This window comes from Mycobacterium sp., assembly GCF_032162105.1.
In the GTDB taxonomy this organism is placed as follows: Bacteria; Actinomycetota; Actinomycetes; order Mycobacteriales; family Mycobacteriaceae; genus Mycobacterium.
Map to the genome: position 1 here is coordinate 1 of NZ_JAVRPS010000668.1, position 20,826 is coordinate 20,826.

Genomic DNA, 20,826 nt, shown 5'->3' on the forward strand with positions numbered 1-20,826 from the left:
CATCGACGCCGAGTTCGCGGAGCACGTCGTCGGTGTGCTCGGCGAACTGCGGGGCGCGCCCCAGTTCCGCCGGATCGTCGTCGAACTTCACCGGGCTGGCCACGAGTTGCTGCGGATTGCCCTCGGCGTCAACGATGTTGGCGATCCGGCCGTTGGCGGTCAGCGCCTCGTCGTGCGCCAGCTCCCACGCATCCTGCACCGGAGCCCACTGTCCGGTGCCCCGGCTCAGCGCAGCCGTGCACTCGGCGAAGCTCAACTTGGCAATCGCATCGTGCACGATGCCGTACGCGAGGTCGGCATGTTCGGCCATCGCTGCGAGCGAGGCGAACCGCGGATCCCCCGCGAACTCGTCGAGCCCCATCAACCGGCAGAACTCCGGCCAGTACCGGGTGGGCTGCAGCATCGACAGTTGGACGAACCTGCCATCCGAGGTGCGGTATGCGCCGGTGAGCGGATTGCCAGGCGCTTGTGTCCGGCGCTGCACCTTCGGTAGTGGTCCGCCCATCAGCATCGCCATGTTTACGCTGAATTGGGTGGTCCAGGCGCCCACCGCGAGCAGCGAAACGTCGAGCACGGACGGCTCCCCGGTCACGTGCCGCCCGTAGAGCGCCGCCGCCACGCCGCCGGCGATGGTCATGCCGCCGATGTTGTCGCCGTAGGCGCCCGCGGGCATGAACGCCGATTGGTCGGCGTCTGGCGGGTTGAGCCCGTCGGCGCTGCCGCCGCGCGCCCAGAACGCCGTCGCGTCGTAAGCACCGGTGTCACGATCGGGGCCGTTCATGCCGAATCCGCTGCCCGCCACGTAGATGATGTCGGGGTTGACACTGCGGACGTCGTCTACGTCGATGCTTAACTTGTCCCGTGCCGACGGCAGGTAGTTGGTGAGGAACACGTCGCTGCGCCTGACCAATTCGTCGAACACCGGCCGCGACTCGGCGTGATCGAGCGCGAGCCCCACACTTCGCTTGCCGCGATTGGGCGCTTCCATGATCGGCGCGAAGGAGGACCCCGGCTTGCTTGCCGCGGAGCCAAGTACCTTGACCAGTCCGCGCTGTGCGTCACCGGTCACCGGATGTTCGATCTTGATCACCTCGGCGCCCCAATCGGCGAGCACGGCACCTGCCGACGGCACGTAGGTGAACTGTGCCACCTCGAGCACCCGAACTCCGTTGAGCGGCTTGCGCATCAGACGTCCCACACCAGTGGCAGGCTCTCCAGCCCCAGCTGACCACCGCTCTCGAGCATCTCCGCGTCGGGAGCCAACCGGTAGGTCGGAATCCGCGCGTGCCATTCCTCCATGGCGATCCTCAGCTCCTGGCGGGCCAGGTGCGAACCCAGGCATCGGTGCGGACCGGCGCCAAATCCGATGTGGTTGTTCGGTTTACGCGTGATGTCGATGGACGTCGAGTCGGCGAAGGCCGCCTCGTCACGGGTGGCGGTGTTCAGCGGGATGTTCACCATGTCACCGGCCTTCATCGGGCAGCCCTGGATCTCGATGTCCTCCATGACCTTGCGGGCTGGAATCACGATCGCGTAGGCACGAACGAATTCCTCTACTGCCGTGGGGATGACGGCCGGTTCGGCGACGATTCGCTCCCGGTCGCCGGCGTTGCGGGCCATATGGAGCCACATCCAGCCGAGTGTGACCGAGACGGTGTCGAGGCCTGCCATGAACATCAGTAGGCAGAACGACAGCAGGTCCTGGTCGGTGACCGGTGCTCCGTCGATCTCGTAGGTCAGCGCCTGGCTGACGATGTCGTCGCGCGGTTCGACCCGCCGCTCGGCGATGACCGTCGAGAACCGGCCCATCACCGCGAACATGGCGGTCATCTGCTTCTGCAGTTTCTCCTCGTCACTGCCTCCTGCGTGCAGGATGTCGTGCTCCCACTCGAGGTATTGGTCGAGTTCGTCGACGGGCAGGCCCATCAGATCGAGGAAGATGGTGGTCGGAAAGCGTGTTGCGAAGTCGGCCATGAAGTCGCAGGAGCCCTGCTTTACGAGGCCGTCGATGATGTCGATCGCCCGTTGCCGCACCCTCGATTCGAGGCGCTCGACCGCTCCGGGGGAGAAGAGCGGGCCCAATTGGCGCCGCCACTGCTTGTGCTCGTCGCCGTCCAGCATCTCGGGGATCCACTTGACCGCCGGTTCTGGATCCAGCGCCGTGACCACGCTGTTGGAGAAGACCTGCGGATTCTGCATGATCTCCAGGATTCCCTGGTAGTTGCACACGGTCCAGAAGCCCGGCCCGAATTCGTTTCGATACCAAGGGAATTGGGCGCGCAAATCGTCATACTTGGCGAACCAGGTGCCCTCGGGCTCGGTTGTCGTGTAGTCGAAGGTCACTACCGGCACCGTCGCCGCCTGCTCACTCGTCGTCACTCGACCTCCAGTTGCTGCGATTATTCATGGCCAACGACGCATCTCTGCGACTGTGCGAGATGAGAGTATCAGCTGAAGCGGCGTCGTGCGAGACCCATGTCACATTCGGTCGAGCTCGGTGCATTTTCAGTACATGATGTCGCGGACCTTCGTCTTCTCGTAGCCCTTGAGCAACGCGGCGCTGGCATTCTCCATATGTCTGCGCCAATGCGCTTCGGCCTCAGTACCTTTCCCGCTCGATACCAGATCGACGAGGCGACCGTAGGACCGCAGCAATTTGGCGTACTGCGCCTTGGGAACCACGTTCTGTTCTCTGAGGATGGCAGCGGTGGTGTGCCGCTCGGAGATGTCGTGGAACATCCCGGCGATCATCGCCAGGCTGGCATTACCCGACAGCTCCACCATGCGGCGGTGCAGGTCGGCGGAGGCCTGCGCCAGCCTGCCGGTTTCCCACGCCCGCGGAATCTGCTCGACCAGGCGGCGCAGTTCCTCGTGCGCCTCTTCGCTGCCTTCGTCGGCCAGTAACCGCGCGGCGTACGGCTCGATGCCGACGCGTGCCTTCATCACGTCGCCCAGCGTCGTCCCCGAGATGGCCAACAGCAGCGCGGCCGGTCGTGCGACCACCTCGGGACCGGGCACTCGCACCTTCGCACCGGTCCGCGACCCGCGCCGCACCTCGACCAGTCGGTCGGATTCCAGCACGCGCACCGCTTCCCGCAGAGTCGGCCGGCTCACCTGGAAGTGAGTCATCAGGTCCGCCTCGTAGGGCAGGAAGTCGCCATCCGTTAGTTGTCCGTCGACGATCATGCGCCGCAATGTCTGCGCGACGAGCTCGGCGGTCTTGGGTGACCGGACGGCGCCAGAGGTCGCCTCCGGCGCGATCATCGGCGCGAGTGATTCCTGGCGAGACACCACGACCTCCTGGTTTACGTCAGATGTACTACTCAGTAAACCATGTTGAACAAGCGTTCCGCCTGCGGTTGATCGAGTCAGTGCTGTTGGGACATCAGCCCGATGGCGGCCGCGTCGTACCGTGCGCGGCGCCGGCGTCCGACCAGAAAACTCGGCGGGGACGAGAATGCGAGGTCGGGCAATCGCTTGCGGGTGGAGAGCATTTCGCGCGCCTGCTCGGAGTCTCCGCAGATGGCGATCGACCACAGCATGTCGTCGGTGACGTGATCGGCGATGCTCTCCGGTCGGTTGCTGCGGAACGCCGCACGAATCGCCGCGACCTCGTCCTGCCAGCCGTGCAGTTCGACGAGTGAGTCGTAGGTCCGAACGGTCAGGTAGAAGGCGATCTGCAGCTTCGCCTCCCTAATGGCCAGCTGTGGGTCGTCGTCGTCGACCGCCGTGATCAGCCATCCCCAGCGCCGCAGGTCGGCGGCATCGCGTCCACTCGATTCGGCGCCCCGAGCCAGCGCAGGCTCCACCAGTTCGGTCCACCAGCGATCGGTGAACAATCCATGTCCAAGAACGCCGTCTGCGACGCGACCCGCCGTTTGGACCATGATCTTGTTGAACGCCCCGACCAGAATGGGCACGTCGAGTCGGCCGAGCACCGGTGCGCGGATGTCCGCGTCGATCGAGTAGAACTCGCCGCGATACTGGACGGATTCGCCGTTCTCGGCGTTCAGGAACGCGCTGATCACCTCGATCAGTTCGCCCATTCGGGGTGCGGGGTGGACGGAATCGACGCCGAACCAGTCCCGGTTCATCCGCGACGTACCAGCACCCAGACCCAAGAAGACCCGGCCCGCAGACGCGCGGAACAGGTGGCGCACCGCCGCGGCGTGGACGAATGGTGAGCGGGCGAATGCGTAGGCGATTCCTGGGCCGACCATCGCCGTCGAGGTGTTGTGTGCCATCTCGGTCGTGGTCACGTAGGCGTTCAGATCGGCGAACTCACCCGAGCAGAACGCACGTGCACCTGCCGCTTCGGCCTGTGCCGCGAGCGCGGGCCCCGGCCATGGCATTCCCCAGTCCATCGATCCTCCCAGTCTGCCGAACGACATCGTTCACTTAGTAAGACACGTGAGTGTACGCGGGGGCGTTCTTCGTCGGAAGCAGCCCGATATTTTCGACAAAGATGTCAAAAATAGGTAGCCTGTCCTGACGTGACACCGCACGCCGTGAAAAGGACGGTCCATGACGACGAAGACATTGCCGAGCATGGTTCCCACCGGATGGTTTCAAGTTGCCTGGAGCGCCGACGTCGCCATCGGTGACGTGCAGCCGATGCATTACTTCGGGCGGGATCTCGTCCTGTTCCGGGAGCTGGACGGTAGGGCCAAGGTGCTCGACGGGCACTGCCAACACCTCGGCGCAAGCCTCGCTCATGGCGGCTGCGTGGTCGAGGACGGGATCCAGTGCCCATTTCACGGCTGGGTGTGGAACGGCGACGGCCGCAACGTCCGCATCCCGTACCAGGATCGCCCCAACAGGGGCCGCCGCGTGCGCTCGTATCCGATGGCCGAGCTCAACGACTCCATCTACATTTGGCACGACGCCGACGCGAGACAGCCGCTGTGGGATGCGCCCGACGCGTTCGAGGTACTCGGTCCCCACGTCCGGGAACGAGAGTTCCACCCCTTCGGCCGCGACTGCCGCACGCGGCACGAGAAGGTCAAGGTGCACCCCCAGGTGATCGCCGAGAACGCCGTGGATCCCCATCACTTCCGTTTCGTGCACCGCACCCCGATCAGCCCGGTGGTGTTGCGCGAGAGCACCGATGACTCGACGTGGAGGGCAAAGGTCGGCTTCGGCAGGCGATGGGCAGACGGCGTCGACCGTGCCGACGACACGATGAACACGATCGAGATCTACTGGTCCGGCATCGGCGTGAGCTTCAACGGTGAGCACATGCGCGACGGCATCCGCGTCATCTCGATCTGCTCGACGCCGGTCGATGACACCAGGTCCGACATCTTCGCGGGTTACTGGGTCAGCGCCGAGGAGTCGGGTGAGCCAGGCAGCTTCGAGGCGCGCCTCGCGTCTGCCAAGCTGGCGCTGCCCGACGACATCCGGATCTGGGAACACCAGCTGTACCTGGATCCCCCGGCGCTGGCCACCTCGGAGGCGGCGGGATTCCGCGCGCTGCGACGATGGGCCAGCAGTTTCTACCCCGAGCAAGAGCCCGTGGACCAACGGGTGCCACATGGCGTCTGACGGCTCGCCCCGACGAGTTGCCCGCAAGTCCGACCGCACTCGCGAGTCGATCCTCGATGCCGCACGGATTGCCTTCGCGCGCAAGGGGTTCTCAGGCGTGACGATCCGGGACATCACCGATCTGGCAGCCGTGACCAGGGCCGGCTTCTACTACTACTTCTCGGACAAGACGGAGCTGTTCATCGAACTCGGCACGGAGACCTATCGGCAGGCCCTCGAGGTCGCGGAGGGGTTCGGCGATCTCGGCGACCCACCTTCGCGTGACGAGCTGCAAGGTTGGGTCGGCCGCTACTTCGACTACCTCGACCGCAACGGGGCGTTCGTGATCCGCTCCACGGAGGACATGCCAACCGACCGCAAGTTCCGCGCGGCGGTGGCACGGTCGCATCGGCGCACGGCGGCGACACTCGGCGAGGTCATCGCGAAGGTGGCGCCGGTTTCGGTCGACGTCGACCCGGCCGCAACCGGTCTGGTCGTGATGGCGATGCTCGAGCGATCCTGGCTGATGGTCCGCCACAACGAGATTGCTTCGATGCCTCGCGCCGCCGTGATGGCGGCTGCCACAGAACTGCTGTGGCGGTCCTTGACCGGATAGCCCTGACGAAGGCCCGGGGTCGCCGAATCAGAGCGTCGTGGAGTAGGGCCCCACGCTCGCGCAGATCGAGCCCTGCGTCGTGTACACGGATCCGCAGCCGGTGCCGCTGGTGATGTACGTCGTCCCTGGCGTGTAGGGCACGAACGCCTCCGCCTTCTCGGGAACTGCCCTGAAGGCGCACTGCGGCGCGCTCCCCTGCGGCTCGATACAGATGGTCAGCGAGTTGGGGCTGATGTGCCCCGTACACGGAAACGGCTTCAGGGTGGCAGTCACCATGGCAACGCCCGACACCGAGACCACCTGCGGCGCTGACATCGTGTAGACGCAGGAGGGTGAGTCTGCGTCGTCGGACGGGGGACTGGCGGCGGCGTTTGACGCGTGGCCGGCACCGGCCAGTGCGATCGCGAAGCTGCTGACGACTGCGGCGAGGCACCGGTTCATGGTCGGAGATACTACAAGCGTGTACACGGTGTCAGAACACGAATCAGAGTCTCGGTCGGCGGGATCCGTGTCGAAGACTCCGCGCCGGATCGCACGCATGGTCGCGACCGGTGGCCTGGTGGCCTCGGCGAAGATCCTCCGGCGAACAGCGAATCGACGGAAAGATATCGAGTGAATCGGCAGGCAGGCGTCCATATGCCGGTGCCGAGCAACGAGGTCATATCCGTCGCGGGAGTGTCCGAAATGGCGCGGCGAGGCACGGGCCCGGACTGGTGTATATCGCTAGCTGTTTAATCCGATAAATGGATAGATAATTCACTATTTGCGGCGGGTCTGCTGCCGACACGTTTTTCTTCTGGGACAAAGGCGCCAAGTCGACCTCAATCGGATGTCAGCGGGGTTCTCAGGGGGCCGAACTCCCGGGCTCTACGTAGACACCGAACGAGCAAAGGAGTGACTGCAGGAGGCCCGACGTGGCCGGCGGTGTCGAGGGCTGCCCAGCAGATGGGTCGGTCGGCGCTGCCGGGCGGGCGTAACGCCGGGGGATATAGAACGTGATCAGCGGGGCGCGGGGTAGGGCCCGGGGGCATGTTCGGAGTTTGGACTGGGGGCAACGCGGCTCGCAGCCGATCGATTGCGCGAGCTCGTGACGGGCCGCTCACTGGGTGCGGCCTGCGGGACGGCCGTGCAGGGCTTCGTGGCGCACCGACGTGAATCGTGTGGGGGAGTGGCGGCCTGCGCGAAAGCGCAAGAATGGCCTTCCTTTGACGACGGAACGCTGAAAACGAAAGGGTTTGGTGCGCTCTCGGGGTTCCATTGATGGAGAATTATCCCCGCTCGGAGAATGCAATCGACAGCGCGATTAATTGCACTGTGACGAGTCTCGACATGTGTTTGACTTAATGCTGTTGATGTCAGCGCAATGGGAATGTCCGGCAAATAGCAATACTTGCTGACATTGATGTGACATTCCCTAGCCGATGGGCTGTCGGCAAACTACAGCAACCGTCCTAGGGTCCGCTCCATGCGTTCAACGCAGCGAGATGAGACGATAGCCAGTTTGCGCCGCACAGCGGTGACCGACCGATGTCGGTTCGCATTTGACAGCCGCGTAAGCCGGGGTGAAGGTTGAAACTGCTGGTGGGACCCTCATGGTCAGCCCTCCCGGCGAGCATGTCCGCGTCGCATTTGGGCCGACTCATGAGACGCTTGGCCCCGACCGTCACATGCATACGTAGCAAATCTCACTTGTTCTACTAGGTGGACTTGGACACCCTGTTGTGTGAATCCGTGGAATGTTGCTCATGTCGAAAATCGTGGTGTACGGTTCCACGTCAGTGCTTGTGTCACTGGTCACAAGTTCGTGCAAGAGTGACCAGCGTTTAGCGGCGAAGGGATTCAGCAGTCCATGCCAATCCGGATGACGTGGGAAGGAGCCGGTGGTGGTTAGTCTGCAATCCGCCGCCAAGCCGGTTCGCGGCATCGGTGAGTTCTTCGCGATGTCGCTGGACACATTCGTTCAGATGTTCAGGCCGCCGTGGGCCTGGCGCGAGTTCATTCTGCAGACGTGGTTCGTGGCGCGGGTGGCGCTGGTGCCGACCATCCTTCTGTCCATCCCCTTCACCGTCCTCACGACCTTCACCATCAACGTCCTCCTCGTCGAGATCGGCGCCGCTGACTTTTCCGGCACGGGCGCTGCGCTCGGCACGGTCACCCAAACCGGTCCGATCGTGACGGTGCTGGTGATTGCCGGCGCCGGTGCCACTGCGATGTGCGCCGATCTGGGCTCGCGGACCATACGGGAAGAACTCGACGCGCTACGCGTGCTCGGCATCAACCCCGTCCAAGCACTGGTCGTCCCGCGCGTACTGGCCGCGACCTTGGTCTCGTTGTTGCTTGCGTCCCTGGTGTGTCTCGTTGGCATCGCAGGCGGTTTCGTGTTCTCCGTCTTCTTCCAGAACGTCACACCCGGCGCCTTTGCCGCGGGCCTGACGCTTCTGGTGGGAGCGCCGCAGGTCATCACGGCACTCGTCAAGGCCGCGCTCTTCGGTCTCGCGGCCAGCCTGATCGCCTGCTACAAGGGCATGTCAGTCGGTGGTGGCCCACAGGGCGTCGGCAACGCCGTCAACGAGACGGTCGTGTACACGTTCATGGCGTTGTTCGTCATCAACTTGATCGCCACCGCCGTCGCGGTGAAGGCAGGGGCAACGTGAGCAGCGGCGCGAGCACCCGGTTCCCCCGGCTGCGCCACGCCGTCAGTGGCGTGGTCGACGGCTGGAACCAGGTCGGCAGGCAGACCCAGTTCTACGGCGAGACGATCAAGGGCATTGCCGACGCCTTCATCCGCTACAAGGGTGAAGTGGTTCGGCTGATCGCACAGATGAGTCTGGGCGTGGGCGCCCTGGCCATCATCGGCGGCACCATCGTCATCGTCGGATTCCTGACGCTGTCCGCGGGTTCGCTGATCGCGGTCCAGGCGTACAACCAGCTCGAGCAGATCGGTGTCGATGCGCTCGCAGGCTTCACCTCCGCATTTCTCAACGTCCGCCTCGTCGGACCGCTGGTGGCGGGTATCGGCCTTGCGGCCACCATCGGCGCCGGCGCGACGGCGCAGCTCGGTGCGATGCGGATCAGCGAGGAGATCGACGCGCTAGAGGTGATGGGTATCCGGTCGGTCGCCTACCTGGCGTCCACGCGGGTGGTCGCAGGCGTGATCGTGGTCATTCCGCTCTACTGCGTCGCGGTGCTCATGGCGTTCATCGCGACCCGCTTCGGCACCACCATGGTCTACGGCCAGTCCACCGGCGTCTACGACCATTACTTCAATACCTTCCTGAACCCGATGGACGTCATCTACTCGTTCCTGCAAGCCATCTCGATGGCCATCGTCGTGATGTTGGTGCACACCTACTACGGCTTCAACGCCACTGGCGGGCCCGCAGGAGTCGGCGAGGCGGTGGGGCGCGCCGTGCGCACCTCGTTGATCGCCGCCGTCTTCGTCACCCTGTTCGTCTCACTGGCCATCTACGGCCAGTCCGGCGGCCTCAACCTGTCGGGGTAGCGCGATGGAATCGAGGCGAGACAAGGGCCTGGCCCCCGGGTGGTGGACGCTGATCCTGTTGGCAGTGATCGGCTTGATGGTCGGCGGCACCAGCGTGCTGTTCGCTGGAACGTTCAGGTCATACGACACGGTGACGCTGAAATCCGACAGGGCGGGCCTGGTGATGGAGCCGGGCGCCAAGGTGAAACTCCGCGGGGTCCAGGTCGGCCGGGTGGGCGAAATCAAGAGCAGCACAGGTCAAGTGAGACTCAATCTCGAGATCGACCCCGACCAGCTCTCGCAGATCCCCGCCAACGTGGGGGCCGAGATCCGGGCCACCACCGCGTTCGGCGCCAAGTACGTCAACCTCCTCTACCCGAGCGATCCCAGCTCTCGGCGTCTGACCCCTGGCGCGGTGTTGCAGTCCTCCAACGTCAGCACCGAGGTCAACACCGTCTTCCAGAACCTGCGCGACGTGCTGCAGAAGATCGACCCCGCGAAGCTGAACTCGGTGCTCTCCGCCCTTGGCGAGGGCCTGCGTGGCCAGGGCGAGCAGATCGGCAATGGAATCTCGGACGGTAATGAGGTGCTGATGGCACTCAATCCGCGGTCGGAAACCGTGCGACGAGACTGGCAGTCGCTCAAGGGATTCAGCGACACCTACAGTGCCGCCGCGAAGAACATCGTCACCGTTCTGGACGCGGCTAGCACCACCAGCACTGCGATCACCGACAACGCGAGGAACCTCGACGCCCTGCTCGGCAGTGTGATCGGCCTGTCCCAAAGCGGCATCGATCTGTTGGGGCCGAGCAAGGACAACCTGGTCAAGGCCACCAACGTCCTCGTGCCGACGACTGACCTGTTGATGAAGTACAACCCGGAGCTGACCTGTCTGATCCTCGGCGGCAAGGAGACCATCGATACCGGGTTCCTGGACGTGACCGGTGGCACCAACGGAAAGGGCGTGATTCTCGACGTCGCGATCCTGCTCGGTGACGACCCGTACAAGTACCCGGACAATCTGCCGATCGTCGGCGCCAAGGGCGGCCCAGGCGGCAAGCCAGGGTGTGGGTCGCTTCCCGACGTCACGAAGAACTGGCCTGTGCGGTACCTGGTCACCAATACCGGTTGGGGCACCGGCAATGACATGCGGGTGAACCCAGGCATCGGCTTCCCGGGATACGCCAATTACTTCCCAGTCACCCGCGGCGTGCCGGAGCCACCGAGCGTCCGCAACGGGAACGGACCTGCACCAGGGCCGATCCCATACCCCGGCGCGCCGGCATACGGCGCGCTGCAGTACGCGCCCGACGGCACGCCGCTATACCCGGGTCTGCCGCCGGCACCGCCTCCCGGCATCCCGCCCGACCCGGCGAGTCCCGTGACGGGAGTCGAGCCCTTCACGCCACCGTTCCCGGCGGAGTCTCAACCGACGCCGCTGCCGAGACCATCGGCAGGGGCGCCACCACCACCGCTGTTGGTGGGCCCGCCACCGGGACCGCTTCCTGCGGAAGGAGCGGCGCCGCAAGACGGGGCGGTGCTCCCGGCAGAGGCACCTTGATCGTCAGCCAACCATGACCACCAGCCACGAGGAGTCGCAGCCGTGAAGGACAACTTGGGAGGGGCCCTATGGCGCCTCGCCATCTTCGTAACGGTGTGTCTACTCGCGATGTTCGCGATGTTCGCGATCTTCGCTGAGCTGCGCTTCCAGGAGGAGCGGACGTTCAGTGCCGAGTTCACCAATGTGTCGAGTCTGAAGGTCGACGACTTCGTCCGCATCGCGGGCGTCGAGGTCGGCAAGGTCAAGGAGATCCACCTCAAGCCCGATACCACCGCCGTCGTCAAGTTCACGGCCGATGACACGGTGGTTCTGACCGAGGGCACCCGCGCGGTCATCCGCTACGCCGACCTGATCGGCGGTCGCTATCTCGGACTCGAAGAGGGAGTTGGCGAAACCAAGACGCTCCCCGCCGGGGCCATCATTCCGATCACGCGGACCTCGCCTGCGCTGGATCTGGACGCGCTGATCGGCGGGTTCCGGCCGTTGTTCCGCGCGCTGGACCCCGATCAGGTCAACGCCCTGTCCAGTCAGCTGATCCAGGCGCTCCAGGGGCAGGGTGCGACCATCAACTCGTTCCTCAACCAAACCGGGGCTCTGACAAGCACATTGGCGGATCGCGACCAGCTGATCGGTCAGGTGATCGTCAACCTCAACACCGTCCTCGGTTCGCTCGGGGGGGAGACCAAGCAGTTCGACAAGGCGGTGACGTCGCTGTCCGAACTGGTCGGCACCCTTTCGGGACGTAAGCAGGACATCAGCAACACGGTTGCCTACGCCAACGAAGCAGCAGGCGGCGTTGCCGAATTGTTGGCCCAGGCGCGGCCGCCGTTGAAGAAGGTAGTCGCCGAAGCCGACCGCACGGCAGGAAACGTCATGTCCGACAAGGACTTCCTCGACAACTTGTTGGCTACGTTGCCCGACGCCTACCAGGTGCTCAACCGACAGGGCCTTTACGGCGACTACTTCAGCTTCTATCTGTGCGACGCCGTACTGAAGCTCAATGGCAAGGGAGGCCAGCCGGTGTACGTGAAGGTCGCCGGCCAGGACACGGGGAGGTGCACCCCACGATGATCTCGTTCGAGGAACGCAACCCGTTCATCATCGGCGCCGTCGGCGTCGTGCTCACCGCCGTCGTGGCCGTCGCCGCCCTCAACTACGACCGACTGCCGTTCTTCAACGATGCCAAGGACTACTCCGCGTACTTCAGCGAGGCCAGTGGAATCATCCCGGGCGCGCCCGTCCAGGTGTCTGGGTTCGAAGTGGGCAAGGTGTCCAGCGTCGAACTCGACGGGGCGCGGGTGCTGGTCAGTTTCGACGTGCAGAAAGACGTCCGGATCGGCGACAGGACCGAAGCATCGGTCAAGACGAAGACGCTGTTGGGCTCGAAGTACCTCGAGGTCATGCCGCGCGGTGAGGGCGAGCAGTCCGGCGCCATCCCCGAGGACCGAACCAAACCGGCCTACCAGCTCGCGGATGCGCTAGGTGATCTGACGGCGACGATCAGCGGTCTGAACACCGACCAGGTCTCCAGCTCGCTCCAGGTTCTGGCCGACACGTTCGCCGACACCCCGCCCGCGTTGAGAGTCGCCGTCGAGGGGGTCGCGCGGTTCTCCGAGACCATCGACAAGCGCGATGCCGAGCTGCGCAACCTCCTGGCAAACGCCAACAAGGCCACCGGCGTACTTAGCGAGCGCAGCGACCAGGTGGTCAGCCTGGTCCGCGACACCAACGCCCTATTGGCCCAACTGGAGACGCAGAGCGCGGCGCTGGACCAGATTTCGGGCAACATCGCCGCCGTCACTCAGCAGATCAAGGGTTTCATCGCCGAGAACCGGGAGTCGCTGAAGCCCGCGCTGGACAAGCTCAACGGGGTCTTGGCACTTCTCAACAACCGCAAGGCCGAGATCCAGAAAGCGCTCAAGGGCCTGAACAAGTACGCGCTTGGGCTCGGCGAGTCCGTCGGCTCCGGTCCGTTCTTCAAGGCGTACGTGACCAATCTGCTACCGGGGCAGTTCGTCCAGCCGTTCATCGACGCGGCGTTCTCCGACCTCGGTCTCGACCCCACCGTGCTGGCGCCGTCCGAACGCAACGACCCACAGGTTGGTCAGCCGGGCACGCCCGCGCTGCCGATGCCGTATCCCCGGACCGGGCAGGGTGGCGACCCGCGAATGACCATCCCGGACGCCATCACCGGTAAACCGGGCGATCAGGGGTGCGGTCCGCCCGGCCTGCCGCTGCCCGGCCCTACCGGTTGCTACCCCTACCGCGCACCGTTGCCTGCGCCGCCGCCCGGCGGCCCCCCGCCGGGGCCGCCACCTCTCGCACCTACGCCTGGTCTGCAGAACACGCAGACGCCGTACGGGCCGGTTGAGATGCCCGCACCCGGACAGGATCCACCCGTGACCCAGCAACTAGGTCCGCCGCCACCGCTGCCTTACCCGCCGGTCGTCGGACCGGCCGCACCCGGCCCGGCCGGAGACCTACCGGTGCCGATCGGCCCGCCCATGCCACCTGAAGGGACGCCGTGATGAAGCACTCGCGGTATGCGCGGATCGGGCTGGCGGCCGTCCTTGCGGTCGTGCTGATCGCAGGCATCGTCGTCGCGAAGGGCGCGACGGGCACTGTCGGCCAGACCAAGATCGTGGGTTACTTCGCGAACAGCAATGGTCTTTTCCCTGGTGACAAGGTGTGGGTTCTCGGGGTGCCGGTCGGCAAGGTCGAGACGATCGAACCGCAACCCGATCGCGCGAAGATCACCTTCTACGTCGACGACAAGTACAAGATTCCGGCCGACGCCAAGGCGGTCATCCTCTCGCCGTCACTCGTCAGCTCGCGCGCCATCCAGCTCGTGCCCGCCTACACCGGCGGTCCGGAGATGAAGACCGACACGGTAATCCCGCAGGAACGGACCGCTGTCCCTGTGGAATTCGACGACCTCCGCGAACAACTCAAGCGTTTGGCCGACACGTTGCAGCCGACCACACCCGGTGGTGTGAGCACGTTGGGCGCCTTCGTCAGCACGGCGGCCAACAATCTGCGCGGGCAGGGCGCGAACATCCGCGACACGGTGATCAAGCTGTCGCAGGCGTTCTCGGCCCTCGGTGACCACAGCAAGGACCTGTTCAGCACGATCAAGAACATTTCCATCCTGGTGTCGGCCTTGGAGAGCAGCCAGGAGCTGTTGCGACAGCTCAACGGCAACCTCGCCTCGGTGACGGGGGTACTGGCCAACGGCCCGACCGAGGTCGGCAATGCCATCACCTCGATCAACGACGTCGTCGGTGACGTGCAGGGCTTCGTCGCCAACAACAAGGACACGTTGGGGACGACATCAGATGAACTCGCGAAGATCACGACGACACTGAACGAGAGCATCCCCGACATCAAGCAGTTGCTGCACGTGGCCCCCAACGCCTTCCAGAACTTCCTGAACATCTATCAGCCGGCACAGGGCGCCTTGACTGGCGCCCTCGCGATCAACCAATTCTCCAATCCGATCGAGTTCATCTGCGGCGCGATTCAGGCCGCATCGCGACTGGGCGCTGAGCAATCCTCGAAGCTGTGCGTGCAGTACCTGGCGCCGATCATCAAGAACCGCCAGTTCAACTTCCCGCCACTGGGCGAGAACCTGTTCGTCGGCGCGGCGGCCCGGCCCAACGAAATCACCTACAGCGAAGACTGGATGCGCCCGGACTACGTACCGCCGCCGGCAGGTTCGCCTCCTGGACCTGGAGGTGCGCTCCCGCCTGCAGGTGCGCCGTTCACCGAGTTCGGTGAGCCCGCAGGCAATCCGCCTCCTGACCCGCCATACGTTCCGGGCACGCCGCCGCCACCAGGTGGTCCGGTCAACCAGCTCGCGCCTGCGGCGCCGGTGTCGACCAACCCGGCCGACGGTCTGCCGGGCCTGATGGTGCCATCCGGGGGGCCGTCATGATGCCGAGCCGAGTGCGGCGGGTGGGCCGGGCGGTCGTGTCGGCCGGCCTCACCGTATTGCTGTTGGCGGGTGTATCGGGCTGCGGCGATTGGCAGGGGGCCAACTCGCTGCCGCTGCCAGGGACCCAGGGCAGGGAGCCGGGTTCCTACACGATCCAGGCGCAGCTGCCGGACGTGGACAACATCGAGCGCAACTCCCGGGTTCGCGTCGGCGATGTCACGGTCGGCAACGTGACGAAGATCGAGCGGCAGGGGTGGCACGCGCTGCTGACGATGTCGATCAACGGCGACGTGGTGCTGCCGTCCAACACCACGGCTGCCGTCGGGCAGACCAGCCTTCTGGGGTCGCTGCACGTGGAGTTGAACCCGCCCAAGGAAGCGCCGGAGGGCAGGCTGAAGGAAGGCTCGCTGATCCCGCTGAACGCTGGGTCGTTCTATCCCAGTACGGAGCAGACCCTCGCGTCGGCGTCGCTGGTGCTCAGCGGCGGTGGGCTGGGCAACATTCAGGACATCACCCAGGCCCTGAGCACCGCGTTCCGCGGCCGCGAAGACGATCTGCGCAGCTTGATCACTCAGCTGGACAAATTCGTCAGCTACCTCAATGACCAGACCAGTGACATCATCGCCGCCACGGACAGCCTGAACAATCTGGTCGGGCAGATCGCCGACCAGAAGCCCGTGGTGGACAAGGCACTGAAGACGATTCCCGACGCACTGGTGGTTCTCAAGGACCAGCGCAACCACCTGGCCGATGCCCTCGATCAGCTGGGCAAGTTCAGCGCGTTGGCTGCCGACTCGGTGAACCAGTCGAAGGACGCACTGGTCAAGAACCTCCAGAACCTCGGCCCGGTGCTGCAATCGTTGGCCGACTCCGGCATAGCGCTGACCCGTTCACTGGACTTCTACTCCACGTTCCCGTTCCCGAAGCCGACGCTGACGAAGTGGCTCAGAGGCGACACCGGCAACCTCGTCGCCGTCATCGACCTGACCTTGAGCCGGCTGGACGCCGGGCTGCTGACCGGCACGCGTTTCGAGGGCGAACTGACCGAGCTGGAGTTGCAGTGGGGTCGGACCATCGGCCAGATGCCGAGCCCCTACACGGCCCGCAACCCGCTAGTCGTGCCCTACCACTTCGACCAGGGACCCTAGACATGCATCTGACCAGGAGAATCTGGATCCAGCTCGCGATCTTCGTGGTCGTCGCGCTGACCGCGATGCTGGTGATGGCCTTTGGCTACGTGAAGGTTCCGAAGCTGCTCGGCGTCGGGACGTACGACGTCACCGTGCAGCTGCCGGAGGCCGGTGGGCTCTACGAGCGTGCCAACGTCACCTACCGTGGCACCGAGGTCGGGCAGGTTAAGTCCGTCAAGCTCGTCAACGGCAACGTCGAAGCCCTAATGGCGCTGAAGTCGGGGATCGACATCCCGTCGGACCTCGACGCCCAGGTGCACAGCCAGAGCGCGGTCGGCGAGCAGTACGTCGCCTTGCTCCCACGCAACGGGTCGTCACCGCCGCTCAAGAACGGCGACGTGATTCACCGTGACCGCAGCTCGGTACCACCGGACATCAACGACCTGTTGAACGCCACCAACCGTGGCCTCGAGGCGATCCCCGGTGACGACCTCAAGACGACGATCGACGAGAGCTATATGGCTGTCGGCGGTCTGGGGCCCGAGATCTCGCGCTTCGTGAAGGGGTCGACGCAGCTGGGCATCGACGCGAAGGCGAATTTGAACGAGCTGGTCAACGTGGTCGACAACGTGGGTCCCATCCTCGACACTCAGACCGACACGTCGAGTTCGGTGCAGGCGTGGGCGTCGCACCTCGCCACGATCACGCAATCGCTCAAGGACAACGACGGAGCCGTGCGCGGTGTACTGCAGAATGCGGCCCCGGCCGCTGAAGAAATCAGCGCCCTCTTCGACCGGCTGAAGCCGACGCTGCCCATCGTGCTGGCCAATCTGGTCAACGTGGGACAAGTGGCGGTTACCTACCAGAACGACATCGAGCAGCTCCTGGTGCTGCTGCCCACCGGCACCGAGGCGATCCAGGGGGTCGGTATTGCCAACCGGAACACCAAGCCTGACTACAAGGGCGCGTATCTGAGCTTCAACCTGAACGTCAACGTGCCGCCAACCTGCAGCACGGGCTTTCTGCCGGCGTCGCAGAAACGTGCCGGCGCCCTCGTCGACTACCCCGACGCGCCGGAGGGTGACCTGTACTGCCGGGTGCCGCAGGACTCGACGCTGAACGTCCGTGGCGCGCGGAACATTCCGTGCGAGACCAAGCCGGGCAAGCGAGCGCCGACCGCGGCGATGTGCGAGAGCGACGAGAACTACGTGCCGTTGAACGACGGCTTCAACTGGAAGGGCGATCCGAATGCGACGCTGAGCGGGCAGGCGGTTCCGCAGCCGCGTACCGGCACGCCTGCGGCCGCGGCCGAAGCTGCCGGGGCCCCGCCGCCAGCGGCACCTCCACCACCGGCGATCGCGGCCGCCGAGTATGACCCTGACACCGGCAAGTACATCGGGCCGGACGGAAAGGTCTACACCCAATCGAACCTCGCAAGGGATGCCTCGAAGGATCAGACATGGGAGTCGATGCTGCTTCCGCCACCCGGGAGTTGAGTTCTTCGAGCGGTGACTCGGACGAGATCCTAACCGCGGCAGACGAATCCGCACTGGCCGGGGCCGACGAAGTAGCCGACTACGACGAGGCGGTTGGCGACGGCGACGCGCCGGTGTCGACGCGCAGTTTGCCGTCACCGCTGGTGCTCGCGTTCGTCGCGGGGATGGTCATCGTCGTGGTATTGGGCGTCCTCACGGGCTGGCTCGGTTATCGGGCACATCAGTCCCAGCAGCTGAAGGCGGAGCGCGAACTGTATCTGCGGATCGCCCAGGAGGCCGCCGTGGACATCACGACCATCGACTACCGGCACGCCGATGCCGACATCCAGCGGATTCTGGACTCCGCAACGGGACAGTTCCACGACGAGTTCGCCCAGGGGTCAAAACCTTTCGCGGACATCGTTGCCAAAGAGAAGTCGAGCTCGCAGGGCACTGTCATGGCAGCGGGGCTGGAATCGGTCGCGCCCGACGAGGCGTCGGCCATCGTTGCGGTATCGGTGACGACGTCCGTCGTCGACAAACCTGCAGGGCCACCGCGATCGTGGCGAATGCGTCTGACCGTGCAGAAGACGGGTCACGACTTCAAGATCTCCAAGGTCGGGTTCGTGACGTGATCACCGCGAACACAGTGGCGGAGGATACCGACGTTACGGCGGAAACCGTTGAACGTGCCGTTGATTGGCGGCGCGTGCTGGTGTACGGAGTACTGCCGGGCCTGGCCCTGATCCTCGCGATGACCGCGGGCTTCATGAAGTGGCAGGACTCGTCGGTGCGGGACTCCGATTCCGTCGCAGTCGAATCGGTGCAGGCCGCAAAGGATTCTACTGTCGCGCTACTGTCCTACAAGCCGGACACCGTCGAACGCGACCTGACCGCGGCCAGAGACAGGACCACCGGTGCGTTCCGTGATTCCTACACCGACCTGATCGAGAAGGTCGTCATACCCGGCGCCAAGCAGAAGCAGATCTCCGCTACGGTGACGATCCCGGCGGTTACGTCAGTGTCGGCCGAGCCGAACCATGCGGTGGTGCTGGTGTTCGTCAACCAGGCGGTCACCGTGGGCAAGGGCAATCCCACTAGTAGCCAGTCCAGCATCAAGGTGACCATGGACAGAGTCGGCGACCGTTGGCTGGTTTCGGGATTCGATGCCGTCTGATCCGACCGATGGGCGGCGAACTACGCGGTGGCCGTGCTCCATTCGCCGATCAGCTTGTCGACGGTGGCCAGCCTGCCGAGCACGGCAATCGTGTTGTTCAACACTTGCTCTGCGTACTCGGCGGGGGTACCGCCGACGGCGTCGCGGGGGACGACGAGCTCGAAGCCGGCCTGGGTGGCGTGTCCCGCGGTGTGCGTGATGGCCAGGTTCAGCGACACCCCGACCAGGACGATGGTGGTCACGCCGAAGCCCTTGAGCACCGGCAGCAGCTCCGAATCCAGGGTGGGGAACAGGCCGTGATGGCGCGGCAGCACGATGTCGCTCGGTCCCAACAATTCTGGTACGACCGAGGTTTCGGCGGATCCGGGCTTCCAGTCCGCGGTGGCCGGTCCGAGCGCGCGCCACAGTCGTGCCGTTCCCGTGGGGCTACCACCAAGATTGCCCTCATACGTCGCATGGACCACTCGCGCACCGAACTCCCGTGCCGAGTCGAGCAGTCGACGTACGTTGCCCACCAGATCGGCACTGTCGGTGGCCAACGCGGGCAAGACCGATTGCGGGCCGAGGACACCGTTCTGACATTCAATGCAGACGATCGCGGTGGTGGCCGGGTTCCAGGGAGTGGAGGGCATCCCATTACCTTAGAACAGTTAGCGACGTAGTAAAAGCCTTATACATCAACTAAATTCGTCCCAGTGACACCGACAAACCGTAGGGTGACATGATGCAGATCCGCGAACACGTCGACTCCGGCAAACCCGCCGTGATCCTCGCCAAGGCAGGCACGGTGATCGACTTCGCCGAGCTCGAGGAGCGCGCGAATCGCCTCGCGCACTATTGGCGTGCGGCCGGTCTGCGCGAGGGCGACACCGTTGCAGCGATTCTGGAGAACAACGAGCACGTGCACGCCGTGATGTGGGCGGCCCGTCGCAGCGGGCTGTACTACGCGCTGATCAATACTGCGCTCACGGCAGCCGAGGCGGCGTACATCGTCGACAACAGCGGTGCCAAGGCGGTGATCGGATCACGCGCGATGCGCACGGTGTGCGAGGGCATCGGTGGGCACCTCCCCAACGGACTGCCCGAACTCTTGGTGATCGCCGACGATGACCTCGATGGCTGGGCGCGCTACCCGGAATGCGTTACCGGTCAGCCCTCGACGCCGATCCCCGACGAGATCGAAGGTGACCTGCTGCAGTATTCGTCGGGCACCACCGGGCGGCCGAAGGGGATCCGCCGCGAGCTTCCGCACCTCGCGCCTGCCGAGGCGCCCAACATCGTGATGCCGTTGCTGGACGCCGTCGGAATCACCGGCGAGACGGTATATCTGAATCCGGCGCCGCTTTACCACACCGCGCCGTCGTTTTGGTCGATGGCGGTGCAGTCGCTTGGCGGCACCACGGTCGTGATGGAGAAGTTCGACCCCGAGGGCGCGCTCGAGTGCATCCAGCGCTACGGCATCACGCACGGCCAGTTCGTCCCCGCGATGTTCGTGCGGATGCTCAAGCTGCCCGAATCGGTGCGCAACTCGTACGACGTCTCCAGCCTGAAGCGCGTGGTCCACGCTGCTGCACCCTGTCCCGTCGACATCAAGAAGCAGATGATCCAGTGGTGGGGACCGATCATCGACGAGTACTACGCCTCCTCCGAAGGGGTGGGCGCCTCCTTCATCCAGGCGCAGGACTGGCTGGCCCACCCGGGCTCGGTCGGTCGGCCGCTCGTCGGGGTCCCGCACATCCTCGACGAGAACGGCCACGAGCTACCGTCCGGTCAGCCGGGCGACATCTACTACGAGGGCGGGCGACCCTTCCGCTACCACGAGGACGAGGCGAAGACGTCCGCCGCCCACGACCCGCGCGGCTGGGTGACCGTCGGCGACGTCGGGTATCTCGACGACGACGGCTATCTGTATCTCACCGACCGCCGCCA

19 protein-coding genes are annotated in these 20,826 nt (G+C 64.9%); 13 read left to right on the forward strand and 6 right to left on the reverse strand.

Going from position 1 to position 20,826, the window contains the following annotated elements:
* The 4 genes from QOC69_RS33550 to QOC69_RS33565 all read right to left on the reverse strand — a co-directional run.
* Positions 1–1,186 (reverse strand): CaiB/BaiF CoA transferase family protein (locus QOC69_RS33550; RefSeq protein WP_526446793.1); only part of this gene is annotated, 1,186 nt, incomplete at its 3' end.
* Positions 1,186–2,379 carry a cytochrome P450 gene (locus QOC69_RS33555; RefSeq protein ID WP_526446794.1) on the reverse strand — a complete coding sequence of 398 codons (1,194 nt, stop codon included), beginning with the start codon at positions 2,377–2,379 and terminating at the stop codon, positions 1,186–1,188. The genes QOC69_RS33555 and QOC69_RS33550, both read right to left, overlap by 1 nt.
* A 126-nt stretch (positions 2,380–2,505) precedes the next feature.
* Positions 2,506–3,291, reverse strand: coding sequence for a FadR/GntR family transcriptional regulator (locus tag QOC69_RS33560; protein WP_526446795.1), 786 nt, complete (start codon positions 3,289–3,291; stop codon positions 2,506–2,508).
* Between the two features lie 77 nt (positions 3,292–3,368).
* Positions 3,369–4,364, reverse strand: coding sequence for an LLM class flavin-dependent oxidoreductase (locus QOC69_RS33565; RefSeq protein ID WP_526446796.1), 996 nt, complete (start codon positions 4,362–4,364; stop codon positions 3,369–3,371).
* Positions 4,365–4,524: 160 nt separating this feature from the next.
* Between QOC69_RS33565 and QOC69_RS33570 the strand changes: the two genes are divergently transcribed.
* Positions 4,525–5,544, forward strand: a complete 1,020-nt coding sequence (locus QOC69_RS33570; protein ID WP_526446797.1) for a Rieske 2Fe-2S domain-containing protein — start codon at positions 4,525–4,527, stop codon at positions 5,542–5,544.
* Positions 5,534–6,139 carry a TetR/AcrR family transcriptional regulator gene (locus QOC69_RS33575; RefSeq protein WP_526446798.1) on the forward strand — a complete coding sequence of 202 codons (606 nt, stop codon included), beginning with the start codon at positions 5,534–5,536 and terminating at the stop codon, positions 6,137–6,139. The genes QOC69_RS33570 and QOC69_RS33575 overlap by 11 nt, the downstream gene beginning before the upstream one ends.
* A 27-nt stretch (positions 6,140–6,166) precedes the next feature.
* On the opposite strand, the gene QOC69_RS33580 is transcribed toward QOC69_RS33575, so the two are convergent.
* On the reverse strand, positions 6,167–6,580 hold the full coding sequence (locus QOC69_RS33580) for a hypothetical protein (RefSeq protein WP_526446799.1): 414 nt from the start codon (positions 6,578–6,580) through the stop codon (positions 6,167–6,169).
* 1,499 nt (positions 6,581–8,079) lie between these two features.
* Between QOC69_RS33580 and QOC69_RS33585 the strand changes: the two genes are divergently transcribed.
* From QOC69_RS33585 to QOC69_RS33630, 10 genes are read left to right on the forward strand one after another with little or no spacing between them, the layout of a single operon-like run.
* A complete protein-coding gene (locus tag QOC69_RS33585) occupies positions 8,080–8,793 on the forward strand; it encodes an MlaE family ABC transporter permease (protein WP_526446811.1) in 714 nt (237 codons plus the stop codon).
* Positions 8,790–9,641, forward strand: a complete 852-nt coding sequence (locus QOC69_RS33590) for an MlaE family ABC transporter permease (RefSeq protein WP_526446800.1) — start codon at positions 8,790–8,792, stop codon at positions 9,639–9,641. Before QOC69_RS33585 ends, QOC69_RS33590 begins: the two co-directional genes overlap by 4 nt.
* A 4-nt stretch (positions 9,642–9,645) precedes the next feature.
* Complete coding sequence (locus QOC69_RS33595) at positions 9,646–11,181, forward strand: MCE family protein (RefSeq protein ID WP_526446801.1); 1,536 nt, start codon at positions 9,646–9,648, stop codon at positions 11,179–11,181.
* A 42-nt stretch (positions 11,182–11,223) separates the two neighbouring features.
* Positions 11,224–12,252, forward strand: coding sequence for an MCE family protein (locus tag QOC69_RS33600; RefSeq protein WP_526446802.1), 1,029 nt, complete (start codon positions 11,224–11,226; stop codon positions 12,250–12,252).
* The gene (locus tag QOC69_RS33605; protein WP_526446803.1) at positions 12,249–13,709 is read left to right on the forward strand and encodes an MCE family protein; all 1,461 of its coding nucleotides are present in this window, start codon (positions 12,249–12,251) and stop codon (positions 13,707–13,709) included. The genes QOC69_RS33600 and QOC69_RS33605 overlap by 4 nt, the downstream gene beginning before the upstream one ends.
* Entirely contained in the window at positions 13,709–15,115 is a 1,407-nt protein-coding gene (locus QOC69_RS33610) for an MCE family protein (protein ID WP_526446804.1), read from the forward strand. Before QOC69_RS33605 ends, QOC69_RS33610 begins: the two co-directional genes overlap by 1 nt.
* Entirely contained in the window at positions 15,112–16,263 is a 1,152-nt protein-coding gene (locus tag QOC69_RS33615) for an MCE family protein (protein WP_526446805.1), read from the forward strand. The genes QOC69_RS33610 and QOC69_RS33615 overlap by 4 nt, the downstream gene beginning before the upstream one ends.
* A 2-nt stretch (positions 16,264–16,265) precedes the next feature.
* The gene (locus QOC69_RS33620; protein WP_526446806.1) at positions 16,266–17,741 is read left to right on the forward strand and encodes an MCE family protein; all 1,476 of its coding nucleotides are present in this window, start codon (positions 16,266–16,268) and stop codon (positions 17,739–17,741) included.
* The gene (locus QOC69_RS33625; RefSeq protein ID WP_526446807.1) at positions 17,705–18,355 is read left to right on the forward strand and encodes an Rv1363c family protein; all 651 of its coding nucleotides are present in this window, start codon (positions 17,705–17,707) and stop codon (positions 18,353–18,355) included. Before QOC69_RS33620 ends, QOC69_RS33625 begins: the two co-directional genes overlap by 37 nt.
* The gene (locus QOC69_RS33630; RefSeq protein WP_526446808.1) at positions 18,352–18,897 is read left to right on the forward strand and encodes an Rv1363c family protein; all 546 of its coding nucleotides are present in this window, start codon (positions 18,352–18,354) and stop codon (positions 18,895–18,897) included. Before QOC69_RS33625 ends, QOC69_RS33630 begins: the two co-directional genes overlap by 4 nt.
* A 20-nt stretch (positions 18,898–18,917) precedes the next feature.
* On the opposite strand, the gene QOC69_RS33635 is transcribed toward QOC69_RS33630, so the two are convergent.
* Positions 18,918–19,529, reverse strand: a complete 612-nt coding sequence (locus QOC69_RS33635) for a cysteine hydrolase family protein (RefSeq protein ID WP_526446809.1) — start codon at positions 19,527–19,529, stop codon at positions 18,918–18,920.
* Positions 19,530–19,621: 92 nt separating this feature from the next.
* On the opposite strand from QOC69_RS33635, the gene QOC69_RS33640 reads away from it, so the two are divergent.
* A partial coding sequence (locus QOC69_RS33640; RefSeq protein WP_526446810.1) for an AMP-binding protein occupies positions 19,622–20,826 on the forward strand: 1,205 nt, incomplete at its 3' end.

Excerpts from the sequence above, each read along its gene's own strand:
- QOC69_RS33620 (WP_526446806.1), top strand. The coding sequence starts at position 16,266 with ATGCATCTGACCAGGAGAATCTGGATCCAGCTCGCGATCTTCGTGGTC.
- QOC69_RS33615 (WP_526446805.1), top strand. The coding sequence starts at position 15,112 with ATGATGCCGAGCCGAGTGCGGCGGGTGGGCCGGGCGGTCGTGTCGGCC.
- QOC69_RS33605 (WP_526446803.1), top strand. The coding sequence starts at position 12,249 with ATGATCTCGTTCGAGGAACGCAACCCGTTCATCATCGGCGCCGTCGGC.
- QOC69_RS33610 (WP_526446804.1), top strand. The coding sequence starts at position 13,709 with ATGAAGCACTCGCGGTATGCGCGGATCGGGCTGGCGGCCGTCCTTGCG.
- QOC69_RS33580 (WP_526446799.1), bottom strand. The coding sequence starts at position 6,580 with ATGAACCGGTGCCTCGCCGCAGTCGTCAGCAGCTTCGCGATCGCACTG.
- QOC69_RS33570 (WP_526446797.1), top strand. The coding sequence starts at position 4,525 with ATGACGACGAAGACATTGCCGAGCATGGTTCCCACCGGATGGTTTCAA.
- QOC69_RS33585 (WP_526446811.1), top strand. The coding sequence starts at position 8,080 with ATGTCGCTGGACACATTCGTTCAGATGTTCAGGCCGCCGTGGGCCTGG.
- QOC69_RS33565 (WP_526446796.1), bottom strand. The coding sequence starts at position 4,364 with ATGGACTGGGGAATGCCATGGCCGGGGCCCGCGCTCGCGGCACAGGCC.
- QOC69_RS33625 (WP_526446807.1), top strand. The coding sequence starts at position 17,705 with ATGGGAGTCGATGCTGCTTCCGCCACCCGGGAGTTGAGTTCTTCGAGC.
- QOC69_RS33635 (WP_526446809.1), bottom strand. The coding sequence starts at position 19,529 with ATGCCCTCCACTCCCTGGAACCCGGCCACCACCGCGATCGTCTGCATT.
- QOC69_RS33595 (WP_526446801.1), top strand. The coding sequence starts at position 9,646 with ATGGAATCGAGGCGAGACAAGGGCCTGGCCCCCGGGTGGTGGACGCTG.
- QOC69_RS33575 (WP_526446798.1), top strand. The coding sequence starts at position 5,534 with ATGGCGTCTGACGGCTCGCCCCGACGAGTTGCCCGCAAGTCCGACCGC.